14 protein-coding genes are annotated in these 18,684 nt (G+C 59.9%); 5 read left to right on the forward strand and 9 right to left on the reverse strand.

Features of this window, described 5'->3' with window-relative positions; translation table 11 throughout:
* Positions 1-7: 7 nt before the first annotated feature.
* Positions 8-916 (reverse strand): LysR family transcriptional regulator, encoded by a 909-nt coding sequence (locus HGP16_RS12200; RefSeq protein ID WP_168840267.1) that lies wholly within the window; start codon positions 914-916, stop codon positions 8-10.
* A 104-nt stretch (positions 917-1,020) separates the two neighbouring features.
* On the opposite strand from HGP16_RS12200, the gene HGP16_RS12205 reads away from it, so the two are divergent.
* From HGP16_RS12205 to HGP16_RS12220, 4 genes are all read left to right on the forward strand, one after another.
* Entirely contained in the window at positions 1,021-2,415 is a 1,395-nt protein-coding gene (locus HGP16_RS12205; protein ID WP_168840268.1) for a VOC family protein, read from the forward strand.
* Between the two features lie 59 nt (positions 2,416-2,474).
* Positions 2,475-4,007, forward strand: a complete 1,533-nt coding sequence (locus HGP16_RS12210; protein ID WP_168840269.1) for an aldehyde dehydrogenase family protein — start codon at positions 2,475-2,477, stop codon at positions 4,005-4,007.
* A gap of 5 nt (positions 4,008-4,012) precedes the next feature.
* Entirely contained in the window at positions 4,013-5,248 is a 1,236-nt protein-coding gene (locus tag HGP16_RS12215) for a pyridoxal phosphate-dependent aminotransferase (RefSeq protein WP_168840270.1), read from the forward strand.
* A 137-nt stretch (positions 5,249-5,385) separates the two neighbouring features.
* Positions 5,386-8,421, forward strand: coding sequence for an FAD-binding and (Fe-S)-binding domain-containing protein (locus HGP16_RS12220; protein WP_168840271.1), 3,036 nt, complete (start codon positions 5,386-5,388; stop codon positions 8,419-8,421).
* A gap of 85 nt (positions 8,422-8,506) precedes the next feature.
* Here the strand turns inward: HGP16_RS12220 and HGP16_RS12225 are convergent, their stop codons facing one another.
* Positions 8,507-9,610 (reverse strand): saccharopine dehydrogenase family protein, encoded by a 1,104-nt coding sequence (locus HGP16_RS12225; protein ID WP_168840272.1) that lies wholly within the window; start codon positions 9,608-9,610, stop codon positions 8,507-8,509.
* Positions 9,611-9,748: 138 nt separating this feature from the next.
* On the opposite strand from HGP16_RS12225, the gene HGP16_RS12230 reads away from it, so the two are divergent.
* Positions 9,749-10,180, forward strand: a complete 432-nt coding sequence (locus tag HGP16_RS12230) for an Lrp/AsnC family transcriptional regulator (protein WP_168840273.1) — start codon at positions 9,749-9,751, stop codon at positions 10,178-10,180.
* Positions 10,181-10,189: 9 nt separating this feature from the next.
* Here the strand turns inward: HGP16_RS12230 and HGP16_RS12235 are convergent, their stop codons facing one another.
* The 7 genes from HGP16_RS12235 to HGP16_RS12265 form a co-directional block, all read right to left on the reverse strand.
* Positions 10,190-11,014 (reverse strand): ABC transporter ATP-binding protein, encoded by an 825-nt coding sequence (locus HGP16_RS12235; protein WP_168840274.1) that lies wholly within the window; start codon positions 11,012-11,014, stop codon positions 10,190-10,192.
* Positions 11,011-12,000 carry an ABC transporter ATP-binding protein gene (locus tag HGP16_RS12240; protein WP_168840275.1) on the reverse strand — a complete coding sequence of 330 codons (990 nt, stop codon included), beginning with the start codon at positions 11,998-12,000 and terminating at the stop codon, positions 11,011-11,013. The genes HGP16_RS12235 and HGP16_RS12240 overlap by 4 nt, the downstream gene beginning before the upstream one ends.
* Positions 12,001-12,002: 2 nt before the next feature.
* Positions 12,003-12,860 carry an ABC transporter permease gene (locus HGP16_RS12245; protein WP_168840276.1) on the reverse strand — a complete coding sequence of 286 codons (858 nt, stop codon included), beginning with the start codon at positions 12,858-12,860 and terminating at the stop codon, positions 12,003-12,005.
* Positions 12,861-12,863: 3 nt separating this feature from the next.
* On the reverse strand, positions 12,864-13,868 hold the full coding sequence (locus HGP16_RS12250; RefSeq protein ID WP_168840277.1) for an ABC transporter permease: 1,005 nt from the start codon (positions 13,866-13,868) through the stop codon (positions 12,864-12,866).
* 117 nt (positions 13,869-13,985) lie between these two features.
* Positions 13,986-15,887 carry an ABC transporter substrate-binding protein gene (locus tag HGP16_RS12255; RefSeq protein ID WP_168840278.1) on the reverse strand — a complete coding sequence of 634 codons (1,902 nt, stop codon included), beginning with the start codon at positions 15,885-15,887 and terminating at the stop codon, positions 13,986-13,988.
* 124 nt (positions 15,888-16,011) lie between these two features.
* Positions 16,012-17,520, reverse strand: a complete 1,509-nt coding sequence (locus tag HGP16_RS12260) for an alpha-N-arabinofuranosidase (RefSeq protein ID WP_168840279.1) — start codon at positions 17,518-17,520, stop codon at positions 16,012-16,014.
* A gap of 222 nt (positions 17,521-17,742) precedes the next feature.
* Positions 17,743-18,669 carry an ArsR/SmtB family transcription factor gene (locus HGP16_RS12265; protein WP_168840280.1) on the reverse strand — a complete coding sequence of 309 codons (927 nt, stop codon included), beginning with the start codon at positions 18,667-18,669 and terminating at the stop codon, positions 17,743-17,745.
* Positions 18,670-18,684 lie beyond the last annotated feature (15 nt).

Below are 18,684 nucleotides of genomic sequence, written 5' to 3' on the forward strand. Positions count from 1 at the left end.
GATATCATCAAGCCTGCGTTTGCGGCGTGACCTCGCTCAGCAGCCAATCCTGAAACAATGTCGCAGTCTCGTTCGTCTGCTTCTTTTCCGGCATGACGACGTAGTAGCTGTTCTCGGTCGGCATCGGTAGATCGAACAGCGGCAGAAGCGTACCGGCTTTGAGTTCATCCTCGATCAGATAAGTCGGCAGAAGCGCGACGCCGAGCCCGGCAATGGCCGCGGCGATGATCATGGAAAACTGATCGAAGCGCGCGCCGGGATAGGCGTTGTCGGCCGGCAGCCCCTGCAGATCGAACCATTGCGCCCAGAGCTTCGGACGGGTCGTCAGATGCAGCAGCGGGGCTCCTGATAGTTCCTCCGGCGAGACAAGACCCAGCCGTCCGGCAAGCTCGCGGCTGGCAACGGGCAGAACGGTCTCGTTGCAAAGAAAGGTCGCCACAGCGCCGGCCCAGGCCGGCAGGCCGTAGTGAATGGCAAGATCGAAATTGTCCTCGTCAAAGCTGAAAGGCTTGGAGCGCGATTCCACCGTGACGGCAACATCGCGATGCTCGTCAAGGAATCGGCCGAGACGGGGCACCAGCCAGCGCGTGCCGAAGGTCGGCAAGGTCGCGACTTTCAGCGACAATTTCATCTGACCGGCGGCAACGGCGCCGATCATCAGCCGCTCCGAGCGCAGCAGCAGATCCTTCACCTCCGGCAACAGCCGAAGCCCGGCTTCGGATAGCACGACGCGCTGGCGGACACGCTCGAACAGCTTCAGGCCCGTCTGCTGCTCCAGATCGCTGATCTGCCGGCTGACGGCGCTTTGGGTCAGGTTCAGCTCTTCGGCCGCGCGCGAAAAATTCTGGTGCCGCGCAGCGCATTCGAACGCCTGCAGATTGACGATATCAGGGATGAGGCGTCGGCGCATGATCATTCCATTTTCGCATCAAGTTAGAATTCCCTCTCACAAGACTGGCTGCCAAACAAGAGATATCCTGCCAAATAGGAATGATATAGCCTTTCAGGAAGAGATCGCACATGAAGCCTGATCACGTCTCGACCAGCGATATTCGCAGCGCCTTTTCGGCCGCCATGTCGGCGATGTATCGCGAAGAAGTTCCCGCCTATGGCACGCTCATGGAACTGGTCGCTCGCGTCAACGACGAAACGCTGGCAGCAAACCCAAAGCTGAAGGAACGCCTTGAGGCGACCGATTATCTCGATCGCATCTCCGAGGAGCGGCACGGCGCCATCCGTCTCGGCACCGCGGCAGAGCTTGCGATGATGGCGCGCGTCTTCGCGGTCATGGGCATGTATCCGGTCGGCTATTACGATCTTTCGACCGCCGGCGTGCCGGTCCATTCGACGGCATTCCGGCCGGTCGGCGACGCGCAATTGAAGCGCAATCCCTTCCGCGTCTTTACTTCGCTGCTGCGACTCGACCTCATCGCAGATGAAGAGCTGCGCAAGGCCGCCGCGGATATTCTCGCACAGCGCCGGATCTTCGCGGACGGCGCCGTTGCGCTCACAGAGAAAGCCGAACGCGATGGCGGGCTGAACATGGCCGATGCCAGCCGGTTCGTCGACGAAGTGCTGGAAACCTTCCGCTGGCATGACGAAGCCAATGTCGATGCCGCCATGTATCACCGCCTCCACGATGCCCACCGCCTGATCGCCGATGTCGTGTCGTTCAAGGGGCCGCACATCAACCATCTGACGCCGCGCACCCTGGATATCGACCGGGTGCAGGCGCTGATGCCCGATTACGACATCGCACCGAAAGCGGTCGTCGAAGGGCCGCCGACGCGCTCCTGCCCGATCCTGTTGCGCCAGACTTCGTTCAAGGCGCTCGAGGAGCCCGTCTCTTTCCGCAACGCCGATGGCGTCTGGGAAGCCGGCTCGCACACGGCCCGCTTCGGCGAGATCGAGCAGCGCGGCATTGCGCTGACGCCGAAAGGCCGTGCGCTCTATGACAGGCTGCTGGATCAATCGCGCAAGATCGTGCGCCCGGCAGTAGATGGATCGAATGCGCGCGACTATGAAGCCGCGCTCGCTCAGAGCTTTGCTGAATTCCCGGATGACTGGGCGGCAATCCGCGCCGAAGGCCTCGGCTACTTCACCTATTCGTTGACAGCCAAGGGCATAACAGCCGCGACGAGCCATGGAGACATCGATGCGCTGATCGGCCAAGGGCTCGTTCAGTTCGACCCGATCGTCTACGAGGATTTCCTTCCCGTCAGTGCTGCCGGCATCTTCCAATCCAATCTCGGTGACGGCGCGCAGCAGGAATTCGTTGCCAGCCCGAACCAGCAGCGCTTCGAAGCTGATCTCGGCATGAAGGTGCTGAACGAATTCGACCATTATGCCGGCATTGAACAGGCATCGATCGACGCCTGCCTGCGGGCATTATCCAAACAAGACGCCGCCGACTGAGGTGATGCGGCAATAAAAGCCGCGCGCCATCCGGATCAAGACAAGTGGAGTTTCAAACGATGAACATCGCAGCCAAGACCCCTTCCGTTGCAGCCGAAGCTGCCGCCATTCTCGAAAAGCTCGGCGTCGACAAAGCGCTCTACACGCAAGGCGATATGCCCTCCTACTCCCCGGTCACCGGCGAGAAGATCGGCAGCCTCAAGACCGTTTCGGCCGAGGAAGCGGCAAAGAAAATCGAGAAGGCGCATGCCGCATTCCGCGCCTGGCGCCTCGTGCCGGCCCCGAAGCGCGGCGAACTGGTGCGCCTGCTGGGCGAAGAGCTGCGTGCAGCCAAGGACGATCTCGGCCGCCTCGTCTCGATCGAAGCCGGCAAGATTCGCTCCGAAGGCCTCGGTGAAGTGCAAGAAATGATCGACATCTGCGATTTCGCCGTCGGCCTTTCCCGCCAGCTCTACGGCCTGACGATCGCGACCGAACGTCCCGGCCATCGCATGATGGAAACCTGGCATCCGCTCGGTGTCGTCGGCATCATCTCGGCCTTCAACTTCCCGGTCGCGGTCTGGTCATGGAACGCAGCACTGGCGCTGATCTGCGGCGACGCCGTCATCTGGAAGCCATCGGAAAAGACGCCGCTGACGGCGCTCGCCTCGCAGGCGATCCTCGATCGCGCGCTTGCCCGTTTCGGCGACGCGCCGGAAGGCCTGTCGCAAGTGCTGATCGGCGATCGCGCGATCGGCGAAATCCTCGTCGATCACCCGAAGGTGCCGCTCGTTTCGGCGACCGGTTCGACCCGTATGGGCCGTGAGGTCGGACCGCGGCTCGCCAAGCGCTTTGCCCGTGCCATTCTCGAACTCGGCGGCAACAATGCCGGTATCGTCTGCCCGTCGGCCGATCTCGACATGGCGCTGCGCGCCATCGCCTTCGGCGCCATGGGCACGGCCGGCCAGCGCTGCACGACGCTGCGCCGCCTCTTCGTCCACAGAAGCGTCTATGACCAGCTCGTGCCGCGGCTGAAGAAGGCCTATCAGAGCGTCTCGGTCGGCGATCCCCTGCACTCCTCTGCGCTGGTCGGCCCGCTGATCGACAAGGCGGCGTTCGACGGCATGCAGAAGGCGATTGCCGAGGCCAAAGCTCACGGCGGCTCCGTCACGGGCGGCGAGCGGATCGATGTCGGCCATGCCGACGGCTATTACGTGAAGCCGGCGCTGGTGGAAATGCCGAAGCAGGCAGGCCCGGTCTTCGAAGAAACCTTCGCGCCTATCCTCTACGTCATGCCCTATGACGATTTCGACGCCGTCATCGACGAGCACAATGCCGTTGCCGCCGGCCTCTCGTCTTCGATCTTCACGCGCGACATGCAGGAATCCGAGCGCTTCCTTGCGGCAGACGGATCGGATTGCGGCATCGCCAACGTCAATATCGGCACGTCTGGCGCTGAAATCGGCGGTGCATTCGGCGGCGAGAAGGAAACCGGCGGCGGCCGCGAATCCGGCTCCGACGCCTGGAGGGCCTACATGCGCCGGGCGACCAATACCGTGAACTACTCCAAGGCCCTGCCGCTGGCGCAGGGCGTCTCCTTCGACATCGAGTAAGCTCCATGACGATCGCCGCCAAAATCGAGGAGGCGGGCTTTAAGCCCGCTTCGCGGATCGCCTCCATCGGCGTCTCCACCATTCTTCAGATCGGCGCCCGCGCCAATGCGATGAAGCGGGAGGGTCTGCCAGTCATCATTCTCGGAGCCGGCGAACCGGATTTCGACACGCCTGACAATGTCAAGGAAGCCGCCAAGGCGGCGATTGATCGCGGCGAAACGAAATATACCGCGCTTGACGGCACGCCGGAGCTGAAGAAGGCGATCGCCGGAAAATTTAAGCGCGAGAACGGCATCGACTATGCGCTCGACGAAATCACCGTGGCGACGGGCGCGAAGCAGATCCTGTTCAACGCCTTCATGGCATCGATCAATCTGGGCGATGAGGTCATCATCCCGACGCCCTATTGGACCTCCTATTCCGATATCGTCGAGATCTGTGGCGGCGTGCCCGTTCTGATCCCCTGCGATGCCAAGGCCGGTTTTCGCCTGCAGGCGGATCAGCTCGAAAAAGCGATCACGCCGAAGACGCGCTGGCTGCTGCTCAACTCGCCGTCGAACCCATCGGGTGCTGCCTATTCGGAGGCCGATTATCGTCCGCTGATCGAGGTGCTGCTGCGCCATCCGCATGTCTGGCTGATGGTCGACGACATATACGAGCACATCGTCTATGACGGCTTTGAGTTCACCACGCCGGTCGCCATCGAGCCGAGCCTCAAAAGCCGGACGCTGACGGTCAACGGCGTTTCCAAGGCCTATGCCATGACCGGCTGGCGCATCGGCTATGCCGGCGGCCCCAAGGCTCTCATCAAAGCCATGGCCGTCATCCAGAGCCAGGCGACATCCTGCCCTTCCTCCGTCAGCCAGGCGGCAGCCGTTGCCGCACTCAATGGCCCGCAGGACTTTCTTGAGGGCCGCAAGGCAAGCTTCCAGCGTCGGCGTGATCTGGTCGTCGGCCGGCTCAACGCCATTGAGGGTCTGGATTGCCTGGTGCCGGAAGGCGCCTTCTACACATTCTCGGGCTGCGCCGGCATACTCGGAACGACAACGACATCCGGAAAATCTATTGGGACGGATGCGGACTTCTGCGCCTATCTGCTCGATGAAGCGCATGTCGCCGTCGTGCCTGGCTCGGCCTTCGGATTGTCGCCCTATTTCCGCATTTCCTATGCGACATCGGAAGCCGATCTCGTCGAAGCCCTCGATCGTATCGAAAGGGCCTGCGCGGCTCTCAGGCGCTGAAGCAATTCCGGCAGAAGCGGCAAAGCGGCTGTACACCCGGAATTGCGTGAAAACAAAGAGATAGAGCATTTCCGTAATTCTGTTTAAAAAGCGGAGATGCTCTAGTCATCGGACAGAACGCCGGAAGCCTTCGCACCATGCTCCCACGCCTCGTTTCGGCGAAAGACAGCCTCAAGCAGCAGATCGGCGCCCTCGGGCACCGGCTGGCTGCTCTCGGTTTTCGCGGTGACGTGGAAACGGATGAGGGCGCTCGGACGGTCACCTCGACCGACAATTCCATCTATCAGGTCAAGCCGGCGGCAATCCTCTATCCGCGCGGCGCTACCGACCTGAAGGTCATCGCCGCAGCCATATCAGAGCCCGCCTTTTCCGAGCTTGCCATCGCGCCACGCGGCGGCGGAACCGGGACAAACGGGCAATCGCTGACCTCAGGTATCGTCGTCGATTGCTCCAGGCATATGAACCGGATCCTGGAGATCGATCCGGTTCGAAGGATTGCCCGGGTCGAGGCCGGTGTCGTCAAGGATCAGCTCAACAAGGCGCTGAAACCGTACGGGCTATTCTTCGCACCCGAGCTTTCCACCTCCAACCGCGCCACCATCGGCGGCATGATCTCCACCGATGCCTGTGGCCAGGGCTCATGCCTTTACGGCAAGACCAGCAACCACGTTCTCGGCCTTCGCATCGTGCTCTCCGATGGCGGCGACTGGTGGTCGCGCCCTCTGGACGATGCCGAACTGGGGGAGATCAGGGCACGTGACGACCGGATCGGAGAAATTCACAGGATCGTCGATGCGATCGCCAGAGACAAAAGCGCGCTGATCGCGGCGACCTTTCCGAAGCTCAACCGCTACATGACCGGCTACGATCTCGCCCATATCAGGCGCGACGATGGCCGCTTTGATCTCAACGCGGTATTGTGCGGCTCGGAAGGCACGCTTGCCATGATCGCCGAGGCCGAACTCAATGTTCTGCCGATCCCGGCGCAATCGGCCCTCATCAACATCCGCTATGATGATTTCAACACGGCGCTCGAGGATGCGCGGCGGCTGGTGGCGCTGAAGGTCGCCTCGGTGGAGACAGTCGACGAGAAAGTACTTGGCCTGGCAAAGGGCGATATCGTCTGGACCGGCATCGCCCGCTTCTTCCCCGAGGATGCATCCGGCTCCGCCAACGGCATCAATATCGTCGAGGTGCTGGCCGACCACCATGAGGAGCTGGAGCGCAAGCTAGCCGAGGTCGCTGCCGCCCTCAATGACCGCTCTTCCGCGCGCCACAAGGGCTATACGCTCGCCCGCGAAAAGGCCGAGATCGAGGCCATCTGGTCGATGCGCAAGCGCGCCGTCGGCCTGCTCGGCAACGTCGACGGGCCTGTGCGGCCAGTGCCCTTCGTCGAGGACACCGCCGTTCCGCCCGAGCATCTGGCCACCTATATCACTGAATTCCGGGCGCTTCTTGATGCCGAGGGGTTGGATTACGGCATGTTCGGCCATGTCGATGCCGGCGTGCTGCATGTTCGCCCGGCACTTGATCTCACCCGATCAGACCATCAGCCGCTCGTCCGCAAGATCAGCGACGGCGTCGTTGCCCTCACACGCAAATATGGCGGCGTGCTCTGGGGCGAGCATGGCAAAGGCGTGCGCTCGGAATATGTGCCTGATTACTTCGGCGACCTTTATCCCAGCCTGCAGGAGATCAAGCGCGCCTTCGACCCGGACGATCGCCTCAACCCCGGCAAGATCGCCTCGGCCTCGTCGCGCCCGCTGCTGACGATCGATAAAGTATCACTGCGCGGTGACTTCGATCGTATCATCGGCAACGATATCCGCGCCGCCTTCGACAATGCAGCCTATTGCAACGGCAATGGCGCCTGTTTCGATTTCGACGCGGCGAGCCCGATGTGCCCCTCCTTTAAAGCGACGGGCGACCGGCGCTATTCGCCGAAGGGCCGCGCGGCGCTGATGCGCGAATGGCTGCGTCTACTTGCCGAACGGCAGGTCGATCCGCGGCACGAGACAGAAGTGCTGCGCCGCACCAACCCTTTCGGCAATCTCTTGCGGCGGACGGTCAACTCGCTCAATCCGGCCAATCGAGGCGACTTTTCGCATGAGGTGCGGGCGGCGATGGATACCTGTCTCGCCTGCAAGGCCTGCGCCGGCCAATGTCCCGTCAAGGTCAGCGTGCCGGCCTTCCGATCGAAATTCCTGGAGCTCTATTACGGCCGCTATGTCAGGCCGTTAAAAGATCCGATCGTCGCCGCCATCGAAACTACCCTGCCGCTGATGGCGCGCTTCAAGCCGGCCTACAATTTGCTGACCGGCTCCCGCGCCGGCCAGGCCTTGATGCGGCTTGCCGGCCTCACCGCGCTTCCGGCCATGGCCGCGATGTCGCTCGAACGGGAAGCCGCTCGTCTCGGCGTACGGATCGCCACGCCCGAACATCTGGCGCAGCTCTCAGCGGAAGAGCGGGCGCACGCGGTCGTCATCATTGCCGATGCGTTTTCCACCTACTTCGACCCGGCTGTTGTCATCGCCACGCTCAAGCTCGCATTGAAAATGGGCGTCAAACCCTGGCTCGCCGCCTCGCAGCTGAACGGCAAGGCCCTGCATGTGCATGGCTATCTCAGGCGTTTCGAAGAGGCGGCGATGAAATCCCGTGATTATCTCGATCGCATCTCGCAAATGGGCATCCCGCTGGTCGGCATCGATCCGTCGATGACGCTGACCTATCGCAGCGAATATGCCGCCCTGCCCTCCGCCCGGCTGCAGGCGCCGGTACTGCTCCTTCAGGAATGGCTCGTGGCCAATCTCGACCGACTGCCGCCAGCCCAGACTTCGCCGCAAGAGCGCTTCACACTGCTTGCGCATTGCACGGAACGGACGAATGCTCCGGCCGCCATCAAGCAATGGTCCCTGCTGTTCGACAAGCTAGGAATCAAGCTCGACATGGCCGATGTCGGCTGCTGCGGCATGGCCGGCACTTTCGGTCACGAGGTGCGCAATCGCGCCATTTCTGAGAAGCTCTACGCGATGAGCTGGCAGGACAAGGTCGCCGAGAACGGTCATCAAACCGTGGTCACGGCGACCGGCTTCTCCTGCCGCTCGCAAATCGCCAAGATCGATCGCCAAACCATCCCGCATCCGGTGGAGATCCTCGATCGGCTGATTGGTTAGCCTCCATAAGGCAAATTTCCAACGGCTAAAACACATGTGGCGCCCGAAGGCGCCGCATCTGAAAAATAACAAGAGGAATAGCCGCTTACACGGCTTCTCTCATCCTGATCGTTTCAACACTGTAAACTTGCCCGAAGCGATTGGCGAGGAAGTCGTTGAAATCGATTTCTTCCTGGCAGACGAAGCCCTTGGCGGGCAGCTTACCCTGCGCCAGCAGATCGAGCACGGTGGTGATGCCGGCGGCGGTGGTGATCTGGATGGCGCTCATCTTCTTCCCCGCAACGATGCCTGCATAGACCTTGTTGGCATAAGTCTCCTGCATGTAACGGCCTTCGCGCCAGCCGCAAACGGTGACGAAGACGACAACCACATCCTGCATGGTGGCGGGCAGCGCGTTTTCGAAGAGATCCTTCAACACGTCGCGGCGGTTCTTGAGGTTCAGGTCGTTAAGCAGCGCCTTGATGATGGCCTGGTGGCCGGGATAGCGGATGGTCCGGTAGTTCATCGTGCGCACGCGGCCAGAGAGCGTCTTAGCCAAGGTTCCAAGGCCGCCTGACGTGTTGAAGGCCTCATAGGTGACGCCGTCGAGCGAGAATTCCTCGCGCTCTTCCATGGCCGGCACGGTGACGAGCTTGCCTTCGACGATCGCCTCGCATGGCTCGATATATTCGTTGATGAGGCCGTCCGTGCTCCAGGTCAGATTGTAGTTCAGGGCATTGGACGGATATTGCGGCAGCGCGCCGACCCGCATGCGCACACTGTCGAGGCTATCGAAATGTTTGGTCAAATCATTGGCGACGATCGAGATGAAACCCGGTGCCAGGCCGCATTGCGGGATGAAGGCAGTGTTCGCGCCCTGAGCCAACTCTTCCACCTTCTTCGTCGTCGCGACGTCTTCGGTGAGATCGAGATAGTGGACGCCGGCTTCGAGCGCGGCTTCCGCGACGAAACCTGTGAGATGGAACGGTGCAGCCGACAATACGGCAAACTTGCCCTTCAGCACGGCAACGAGCCCGGCGCGGTCGGCGATGTCGACGGCAGCCGTGGAAATCGCGGGATGGCGGTCGATCTTGTCCAGCTGCTCCTGGCTGCGGTCGGCGACAACGACGCTGTAATCGCCCGTTTCAGCCAGCATCAGAGCGATCGCCCCACCGATCTTGCCTGCACCGATGACCACTATGTCTTTCATATGACTCCCCTGCATTTCATTGATAAGATTTTTATAAGTGTAGACGGGAGTTGAACGATTCATAGCGACGAAAAATGCATTTCGTTGTATGAATTCATACAAAACGACGAAGCAATTTTGCAAAATGCAGGAAGCGCCATGCAGGTTACGGATAAGGACCGCGAATTGATCGCCTTGCTCGGCCAGAATGCCCGCATGCCGGTGGCGACGCTCGCCAAAAAGCTGTCGCTGTCGCGCACCACCGTTCAGGCGAGGCTCGAACGGCTAGAGCGAGAAGGCGTGATTTCAGGCTATGGCGTGCGGCTGTCGGAGACCTATCTTTCCGGTCTCATTCGAGCGCATGTACTGATCACGATCGCGCCGAAAGCCTTGTCCGCGGTGACGGCGTCGCTGGGTGCGATCCCGGAGGTTACGACGCTTCATTCCGTCAGCGGCACGTTCGATCTGATCGCCATTATCGCTGCACCCTCGATTTCAGAGTTGGACCAGCTGATCGACGAGATCGGCATGATCGACGGTGTCGAACGCACCCTGTCGTCCATCATCCTTTCGACGCGGATCTCGCGCTGAAAACAAGGGTCAGCCGAGCGCTGCCGGCTCCATCTCCGGCGTTGTGGAAAGAACTGCTTCCTTCAAAGCCCGCGAATAGGGATGCTGCGGATTGTCGAGGACGGTGCGCGCACCGCCCTGCTCGACGATCTCGCCCTTCTTCATAATGATGATGCGATCGCTGATGTAATAGGCGGTTGCGAGATCATGGGTGATGTAGATGATCGAGAGCCCAAGCTCCTTCTTCAGCTGGCCGAACAGATTGACGATCGCCATTCTAAGAGAAGCGTCGACCATCGAGACGGGCTCGTCGGCCACCAGCAAGCGCGGTTGCGGTATGAGCGCCCGGGCGATGGCGGTTCGCTGCAGCTGGCCGCCCGACAGCTCATGCGGAAATCGTCCCTTTACTTCAGCAAGCGTCAAGCCGATATGAGCAAGCGCCTCGTCGGCCATGCGCTCGACATCGGCTCGGTTCGGCCGCGCGCCAGACGGGGCAAAATTCCTTGCTGTCTCAAAGAGATATCGGTCGACCCTCTTCAGCGGATTGAAGGCTTCGAACGGGTTTTGAAGGATGGGTTGAACTTCGCGCATAAAGGCGCGGCGCTCGGATCTTCCATGAATGGTGACGGGTTTGCCGCGAAAGTTCAGGCTGCCCGATGTCGGTGCCGTCTGGCCGAGGATCATCGAAGCAATGGTGGATTTGCCCGAACCCGATTCGCCGACGATGGACAGGATTTCCGGCTCCTCTCCCAATGTCAGGCTGACATCCTGCACCGCGGTTGTCTGGCGACGGCTGAGCATGCCGCCCTGCCGGTACACCTTGCTGACATGCGAGAGTGAAAGAAGATCGCTCATCGCCCTCCTCCCGTCACCGCAAAGCAGGCAACGCGCCGATCCGGTTCGACCGTCACCATGGGCGGCACTTCGCGGCTGCAGATATCCATGCGCTTCGGACAGCGCGGATGGAAACGGCATCCTTCCGGCGGCATGGCGAGATTGGGCGGCCGCCCTTCAAGCGAAGGACGCGTCGAGACATCGCCGATCCGTGGCAGGCTTGCGACCAGATGCTGCGTATAGGGATGCAGCGGCAGCTGGAAAAGCTTGCGCGTCGGCGCCTCCTCCACCAGCCGCCCGGCATAGACAATGCCGATACGATCGGAAACCGCGGCGTGAACGCCCATGTCATGCGTGACGAACAGGAAGGACGAACCCATCTCGCGCTGTATCTCGCGGATCATCTGCAGGACATCGCGCTGGACGATGACATCGAGCGCCGTCGTCGGCTCGTCGGCGATGATGAATTCCGGCGTCAGGATGGTGGCGAGCGCGATCGTCATGCGCTGGCGCATGCCCCCGGACAATTCATGCGGATAGGCATCGAGGAGATGGGCGTCAAGCTTCAGCCTTTGGAGATGATTGCCCACCCGGTCGAAGAAGGTGGTACGATCGGCTTTCATGTGCCGGAAGGCGAAATCGGTGAACGAGTGACGGATGCGCCTGACAGGATTGAGCACATTCATCGAGCCCTGCATAATATAGGACAGATGCCGCCAGCGAAGCGAAGCTCGCTGCTCCGGCGTCATGGCATAAATATCCTGCGTTCCGCCGTTGAAGTGAAATTTGACGGCACCGGATACGACGCGAAGCGGCGGCCGGATCGCACCCGCAATCGTCTTGATCAGCGTCGTTTTGCCGCTACTCGATTCACCCGCAACCCCGTAGATCTCGCCACGACCGATCGACAGGCTGATATCGTCAACCGCGCGCACCTCGCGATCGATGCCATAGAGGAAGGCCCGGTAATAGGCCTTGAGGTTATTGACCTCAACGACAGCCTCCATGCCTAGCCTCCCATCCGGTTCAAACGACTGCGCGGGTCATTGTATTCATTCATCGACATCGACAGCAGGAAGAGCGCCATGAACAGCACGACGATGGCAGCTACGGGGGCCGCAACCCACCACCATGTGCCGGCAATCAGCGCCGAATGCGCATTCGCCCAGTAGATCATCATGCCCATGGTCGGCGTTTCGATGTCCGTGAAGCCGAGCACCGAAAGCGTGATCTCCATGCCGATCGACCAGATCATATTGTTCATCGTCGTGGCGAAGACGATCGGCAGCACATAGGGCAGATGCTCCTCGACGAGAATCTTGCGCATGCTCATGCCGGAATAGATGCTCTGCGTGGTGAAGGGCCGCGTCTTCAGGCTGATCGCAACCGAGCGGATCAGGCGCGCGTCATAGGACCAGCCGAGCGACGCCATGACGACGATCAGCACCGTCCACGTCATTTCATCCTTGAGCACGAAATAGAACAGAATCAGCAGCGGAAACTGCGGAACGACCATGATGCTGTCATTGATCGCCATCAGCACGCGATCGACGGTGCCGCCGGCATAGCCGGCCACCAGCCCCACGACCAGCGAGATGATGCGAGACAGAAAGGCAACGCCGATGCCGAAATAAAGCGTGTTGCGGAGCGCGACGGACAGTTGCCAGAAGACATCCTGGCCACGCGATGTCGTGCCCAGCCAGTATTGTCCATCCGGCGGCATGTCGGGCGGCAGCAGATAAAGATCGGAAGGACCGTAGGGCGAGAAATAGGACAGGATCACCATTCCGACGATGACGGCAAACAGCAGCAGACCGCAAAGGAATTCGGCATTCTGGCGAGCGAGGTCGCGAACGATCGTCAGCATGGCCTACTCCACCTTGATGCGCGGGTCGATCAGCGGACCCAATATATCGATGATGAATACGGCCGCGGCGACGCCGACGATCGACAACGCGCTGAGCCCCAGGACAAGGCTGTAGTCGCCGGCATGCACCGCTGAAATCAGAAGATTGCCGATGCCGGGATAGCCGAAGACGATTTCAGTGATGACGGTGCCGTTGAAGACGGCGCCAAGCGACATGGCAAGGCCGGTGAACTGCGGCACCATGGCGTTGCGGGCGATGTAGGAGCGCAGGATCCTGCGCTTCGGCACGCCGCCAAGCTCGGCGAAAACGACATAATCCTCGGTGATGATATTGGAGACGAGCGCCCGCATGCCGATGAGCCAGCCGCCTGTCCCGACAAGGATCAGGGACAGCGCCGGCAGGAGGGAGTGGCGCAAAATATCGAGCACCAGCGCAAAAGATAGCTGCAGATTGGTGTTCATCTCATAACCGCCGTTGATCGGCAGGATCGGCCAGATATAGCCGAAGAGGATGATCAGCACGAAGGCCAGAATATAATAGGGTATTGGCTGCATGGCGATGAAAACGAGGCTCACGGCTTTTAGCACCGTGCTCTTGCGGTAATAGCCCGCCAGCGCGCCGATTATGTTGCCGAGCACGAATGTGATCATCGTGGAAACGGTCATCAGGCCGATCGTCCAGGGCAGCGCCCTTGCAATAATGGCGGAAACCAGCGTGGGAAATGCCGAAAGCGACGGCCCGAGATCGCCTGTCGCAAGGCGTCCCCAGAAATGCAGATATTGCTGCCAGATCGAGCCTCCGACACCGTAGAGTTCCCGCAGGGACTCGCGCATCAGCTCAACGGCACGGGGATCGGATTGGCCCATCTGCTGAATGGCGCCGATGCTTTCCTCGACCGGGTCGATCGGTGTCAGATGCGTAATGAAGAAAGTCGCTGATATGCCGAGGAAGACGACGAGCAGAAATTGGCCAAATCGTTTCAACACAAAAACTGGATAGGACGTCATGCCGTCGTTTTCCTTACTGCTCGCACTTCATCTCTTATCGAAAAGATCGCCGGACCCGTTTCGCGCCCGGCGACAGGTGCCCGACGCGGCGCATCTGCCACGTCAGGTTTGGGAGAATTAAGGCTGCGCCGGCTTGAGCTTCACCATCATCAACCGCGAGTTCGCCCAATTGGGAACCGGGTCGGTGTAGGGATCCGCTATCGTCGGGTAACCCTTCCAGTACGTCGTGTCCATCGACGTGAAGACGTTGTAGGACATCAGAGGAATGGTCGGCATTTCACGGGCGACCAGCTTCAGATAGTCCTTGCCGAGTTCGATGCCCTTCGGATCATCGGCGCTGATGCGACGGATGTTCTCGATGATCTTGTCGAGCTCGGGATTGGACCAGCGCTGCCAGTTGCGCGGCGCCTGATTCTCACCCTTCTTGGCGACGAACTCGGAATGCCAGCTGTCGAGGAAGAAGGACAGGTCGGGATCGCCGCCCCAGGTCTCGACGCTCCAGGCGATCGCAACCTGGTAGCTGCCGGGCTGCAATCCCACCTGCCAGAGATTGGTGGTCGGCGCAGCCTTTGAGTCGATCCCGAAGGCTGCCCATTGCTGGGCGATCAGGGTACCGGCGCGGGTAAAGACAGAACGCGTGTCACCCTCAACCGTCAAGCGGATCTTGAATGGCTGGCCATCAGGCGTCATCCATTTGCCGCCCACCTTCTTGAATCCGGCTTTTTCCAGCAGTTCCGCGGCGGCCTGCGGATCGGGCTTCCACCAGCCATAGCCAAAGGCAGCGCTGATGGCGGCCGGATCGGTCGGGATCTGATCTTTAAATTTCGGCTGCTTGCGTAGGATATCGGCGATCTGCTGGCCGATCGTCGGATCATAGGGCTTTATCTTGCGCTTGCCGGTGTCGATCTCGAAATTCTTAAGCCAATCCTGCATCGGCGCCTGATAGTCAGTCATGGCGATTGCCGTCGGCGGAACACCGAGCGCGGAAAGCGTTGCCGCGCCGCGGTAGCTCGCCATATCGACGGCCTTGATATCGATCAGCAGTGCCAATGCCCAGCGCACATCGGGATTTTGGAACAACGGGTCCTGATTGTTGAAGATCACTGCAGGCAGCGTCGGATCCGGATGAGCGAAGGGGAAGCCAGGGAACCAGCTGTCGACCGTCTTCGACTTTTCCTTCAGCGTGAACATGCCTTCCGGCGTGTTGTCGTGAATGATATCCAGATTATGCTCGAGCTGCGCGATGGTGCGCTTATCCGGCGGGCCGGGATCGACATAGCTCACATATTTCGGAGCCGGCTCGCCAAAGCGGGCAAGCGAGGTGCGCTGCCAGTCGTCGCGCTTCTCCCAAGTGTACCATTTGCCCTGCGGATCGTAGGCCTTCAGCTTGTAGGCGCCGAGCGAGACGGGATTGGCATTATCATAGCGAACGGGATCGGCGACCTTCTCGAAGACATGCTTAGGCATGATCCACGCACCGTTCCAGCGAACGGTGAAGATGGCGTGAAAGCGCGAATTCGGCTTCTTCAGCTTGAAGACGACGGTATAGGGGTCCCGTGCTTCGACGCTGGCGACCTGCACCGAGAAAGCGGCGCTCCAGTTCATGCCGGGATGGTCGATCTGCGTCTTGACGGTGTAGACCACATCGTCGGCGGTAAATTCGACGCCGTCGCTCCAGTAGATGCCTTTGCGCAGTTTCACCGTCATCTGGGTGAAGTCGTCATTATATTGCGGCTTGTCCGCAGCCAGCGAATTGTCCCAGGCCGAACCGCCCAGGCCCTTTTCCGGATCGATGTACCAGAGCGTATCCATAGTCAGCTGCTGAAGGCCGGTCGAAACGCCGCCGCCGCCATTGACCCAGATATTGAACCAGCCAGGATTCTTGATCGTCCCCTCGGGGTTTTCGACGATCAAAGTCTCCTTGCGTGGCAAGGCGGTATAGTCTTGAGCCTGGACCGTCGCGATAAAGCCGAACGTGGCCAGTGCGACGCCGAAAGCAAGCTTCTTCCACTGCTGCATGATCTCCTCCCTTTGTTGTCGATTGTCGGCGCGCCCGAACAGGTGTCGGGCGGGTCGCTCTTTCTTCCCCTTATGCCTTCAAGGCCAACTGGACCGCCTCCTCGCGATCAGCGCCCGCCGGCCGTCATACCGACAGCCGGATTACCGTGTAGGACAATGGCTTCAGCGTGGCGCGAAGGCGACCGTCTTCCACTTTCGCGTCGCTCGTATTTGTCGGTACGACAGCGTTTGGTTGCCTTGCCGTGTTGGCCGCCTGCAGATCGCCGTGCGCCATCTCATGCTGCTCGACGACGCGGGCTTCGGGAAATCCTTCGAGACGGGTGTCGAGATCGAGTGAGCTATCCGGATGACGGTTGACGACAAACAGGGTGACCATTTTGCCAAGGTCGTCATGAACGGCCGATACGTCGAGATAGGGCACATCGTCAGCTTCGTCGCTGTCATAGGTCGGGCCATCGGTGACGAGACGCAGCGCATAACCGCGACCATATTTCGAAGCGAAATAGAGTGGGTAATAGATGGTCTGCCGCCAGGCCGGGCCGCCGTCTTCCGTCATGATCGGCGCGATGACGTTGACGAGCTGCGCTATGCAGGCAATCCGCACGCGATCGGAGCGGCGAATGAATGTATTGAGGATGCCGCCGACCTGCAGCACGTCTTCGAAATTATAGACATCCTCCAGAAGATGCGGCGCATCCGGCCATTCATCGCGGGCAAGAATCTCCTTGTCCTGCTGGTTGGAATGGTACCAGACATTCCATTCATCGAAGGAGATGCCGACCGTCTTCTTGGACCGCTTCTTCGCCTTGATATAGTCGATGACGCCGCTGATGGTGACGATGTAGCGGTCGAGCTTCTCGGCCTTGGCCAGATAGTTGAGCGTGTTCTTTTCGCGATTGGCGAAATACATGTGCAGCGAGATATGATCGGCGCTGTCGTAGCACTGGTCCAGAACCTGAGCCTCCCAATCGGGATAGGTCTTCATGTCGGAATTCGACGAGCCGCAGACCACCAGTTCGAGCGATTTGTCGAAGCCGCGCATGGCCTTTGCGGTTTCATCAGCGAGACGGCCGTATTCAAAAGCCGACTTGTGGCCGACTTGCCATGGGCCATCCATCTCGTTACCAAGGCACCAAAGCTTGACGCCGTGAGGATCAGCCCAACCATGCTTGCGCCGCAGGTCCGACCAATAGGTGCCGCCGGGATGATTGCAATATTCGAGGAAATTTCGGGCATCGTCGAGGCCGCGTGAACCCAGATTGACGGCCAGCATCGGCTTGGTATTGGCTTTCTTGCACCAATCGACGAATTCGTTGACGCCGATCTGGTTGCTCTCGCGCGTCCGCCAGGCAAGGTCGAGACGCACCGGGCGCTCTGACCGTGGCCCGACGCCATCTTCCCAATTATAGGCGGAAACGAAATTGCCGCCGGGGTAGCGGCAATAGGGTGAATTCAGCTCGCGGACCAGTTCGATGACATCCCGGCGAAATCCGTGCTCATCGGCAGTCGGATGGCCCGGCTCGTAGATACCGCCATAGATCGCCCTACCCAGATGCTCCAAAAATGAGCTGTAGAGCCGATCGTCAATATCGGCAATCCGGAAGTCTCGGTGGACGATTACATGCGCCTTCACGGCCTACCTCCCATATATATCACATATTTCGTTCTTATACCTTGATCTTGATATACTTTTGGAAGGCCGTCAACGCTCCCGCCGTGGAAAATAGCCTGAAAATCGCGAGGGCAATGATCTATTGATAATAAAAAACGCGCAAAAACAAAAACTTATTAAAAATACGACTTATTGGAAATTTATCTCGATCATATGCTATATATCAAAATTTATGATACAGACCTATGCCAGATCGACGCGCATCAGAATATCGCGGCCATAATTGCCGAAGCCGCGACCGAAAATATTGACGCCGCCCGTATTGCGGGCGTCGTCGGCAATGCCGATGCGCAACCGGATCGAAGAATGCTGGCTAATGGCGAGATCGTCGATGGTCACATCGGAAGCGGCAACGCCGTCGATGAACGTGCCTTTCTTCGAGATTCGCCAGGTCTTGAGCTTACCGTACTGAGAGCCTTCCAGCTTCCACCAACCCGGTGTGAAAGCCCCGCGCTTATCGCCGTAGTCGCCAGGTGACGTCCATGTGCCGACAGCGACGCCATTGATCCAGATGGTGATGTCGGACGGCCAGTCCGGATTGGTGCCTGGCACTTCGGACGACAGTTCCATCGAGAATTCGATGGCATTGACATTCCGGTTCAAGATCTTGGCATTGTTCGGGAATTTATATTCGACATGGCCGCGGCCGAACCACAGAAGACCGGCCTGCATGCGCTGTGGATCGAGGAAATAATCGGGAACGTCGAGGAGACCGATCACGCCTTCGGTCGAACAAAGGCCACAAGGCGCATGCGTCTCGCAGCTCGTATAAAGGCCGATCGGCATGGCGACCTCAATCACGTCCTCGTCGTGCTTGAAAGCCTGATCCTCGAAGCTCAGCAGGATTTCGTCGTAAAGCGCAGTGCAGATCTTCTGGTAACCCTTGCGCGCTTTCGCGGCCTTGGTCTCGACAAGACCGGCCTCCTCCAGAATCATGATCGCCGTTGCGACGGTGGATTGCGGCAGATCGAGTTCCCGCGCGATCTCGTTGACGTTCATCGAGCCTTTGGCGCAGAGCAGCTTCAGCATCTCAACACGGGCCGGCGCTGAAAGTGCCCTGAAGACCGCGGCGTTCTCGCCCGCATAAATTGTCAGAAAGCCGCGCTGCATCGAATCCTGAACACC

It is taken from the genome of Rhizobium sp. P40RR-XXII (assembly GCF_012641405.1).
In the GTDB taxonomy this organism is placed as follows: domain Bacteria; phylum Pseudomonadota; class Alphaproteobacteria; order Rhizobiales; family Rhizobiaceae; genus Rhizobium.

Coding starts and splice junctions, on each gene's coding strand:
- HGP16_RS12250 (WP_168840277.1), bottom strand. CDS start 13,868: ATGACGTCCTATCCAGTTTTTGTGTTGAAACGATTTGGCCAATTTCTG.
- HGP16_RS12220 (WP_168840271.1), top strand. CDS start 5,386: ATGCTCCCACGCCTCGTTTCGGCGAAAGACAGCCTCAAGCAGCAGATC.
- HGP16_RS12235 (WP_168840274.1), bottom strand. CDS start 11,014: ATGAGCGATCTTCTTTCACTCTCGCATGTCAGCAAGGTGTACCGGCAG.
- HGP16_RS12225 (WP_168840272.1), bottom strand. CDS start 9,610: ATGAAAGACATAGTGGTCATCGGTGCAGGCAAGATCGGTGGGGCGATC.
- HGP16_RS12240 (WP_168840275.1), bottom strand. CDS start 12,000: ATGGAGGCTGTCGTTGAGGTCAATAACCTCAAGGCCTATTACCGGGCC.
- HGP16_RS12265 (WP_168840280.1), bottom strand. CDS start 18,669: ATGCAGCGCGGCTTTCTGACAATTTATGCGGGCGAGAACGCCGCGGTC.
- HGP16_RS12230 (WP_168840273.1), top strand. CDS start 9,749: ATGCAGGTTACGGATAAGGACCGCGAATTGATCGCCTTGCTCGGCCAG.
- HGP16_RS12255 (WP_168840278.1), bottom strand. CDS start 15,887: ATGCAGCAGTGGAAGAAGCTTGCTTTCGGCGTCGCACTGGCCACGTTC.
- HGP16_RS12215 (WP_168840270.1), top strand. CDS start 4,013: ATGACGATCGCCGCCAAAATCGAGGAGGCGGGCTTTAAGCCCGCTTCG.
- HGP16_RS12205 (WP_168840268.1), top strand. CDS start 1,021: ATGAAGCCTGATCACGTCTCGACCAGCGATATTCGCAGCGCCTTTTCG.
- HGP16_RS12245 (WP_168840276.1), bottom strand. CDS start 12,860: ATGCTGACGATCGTTCGCGACCTCGCTCGCCAGAATGCCGAATTCCTT.
- HGP16_RS12210 (WP_168840269.1), top strand. CDS start 2,475: ATGAACATCGCAGCCAAGACCCCTTCCGTTGCAGCCGAAGCTGCCGCC.
- HGP16_RS12200 (WP_168840267.1), bottom strand. CDS start 916: ATGATCATGCGCCGACGCCTCATCCCTGATATCGTCAATCTGCAGGCG.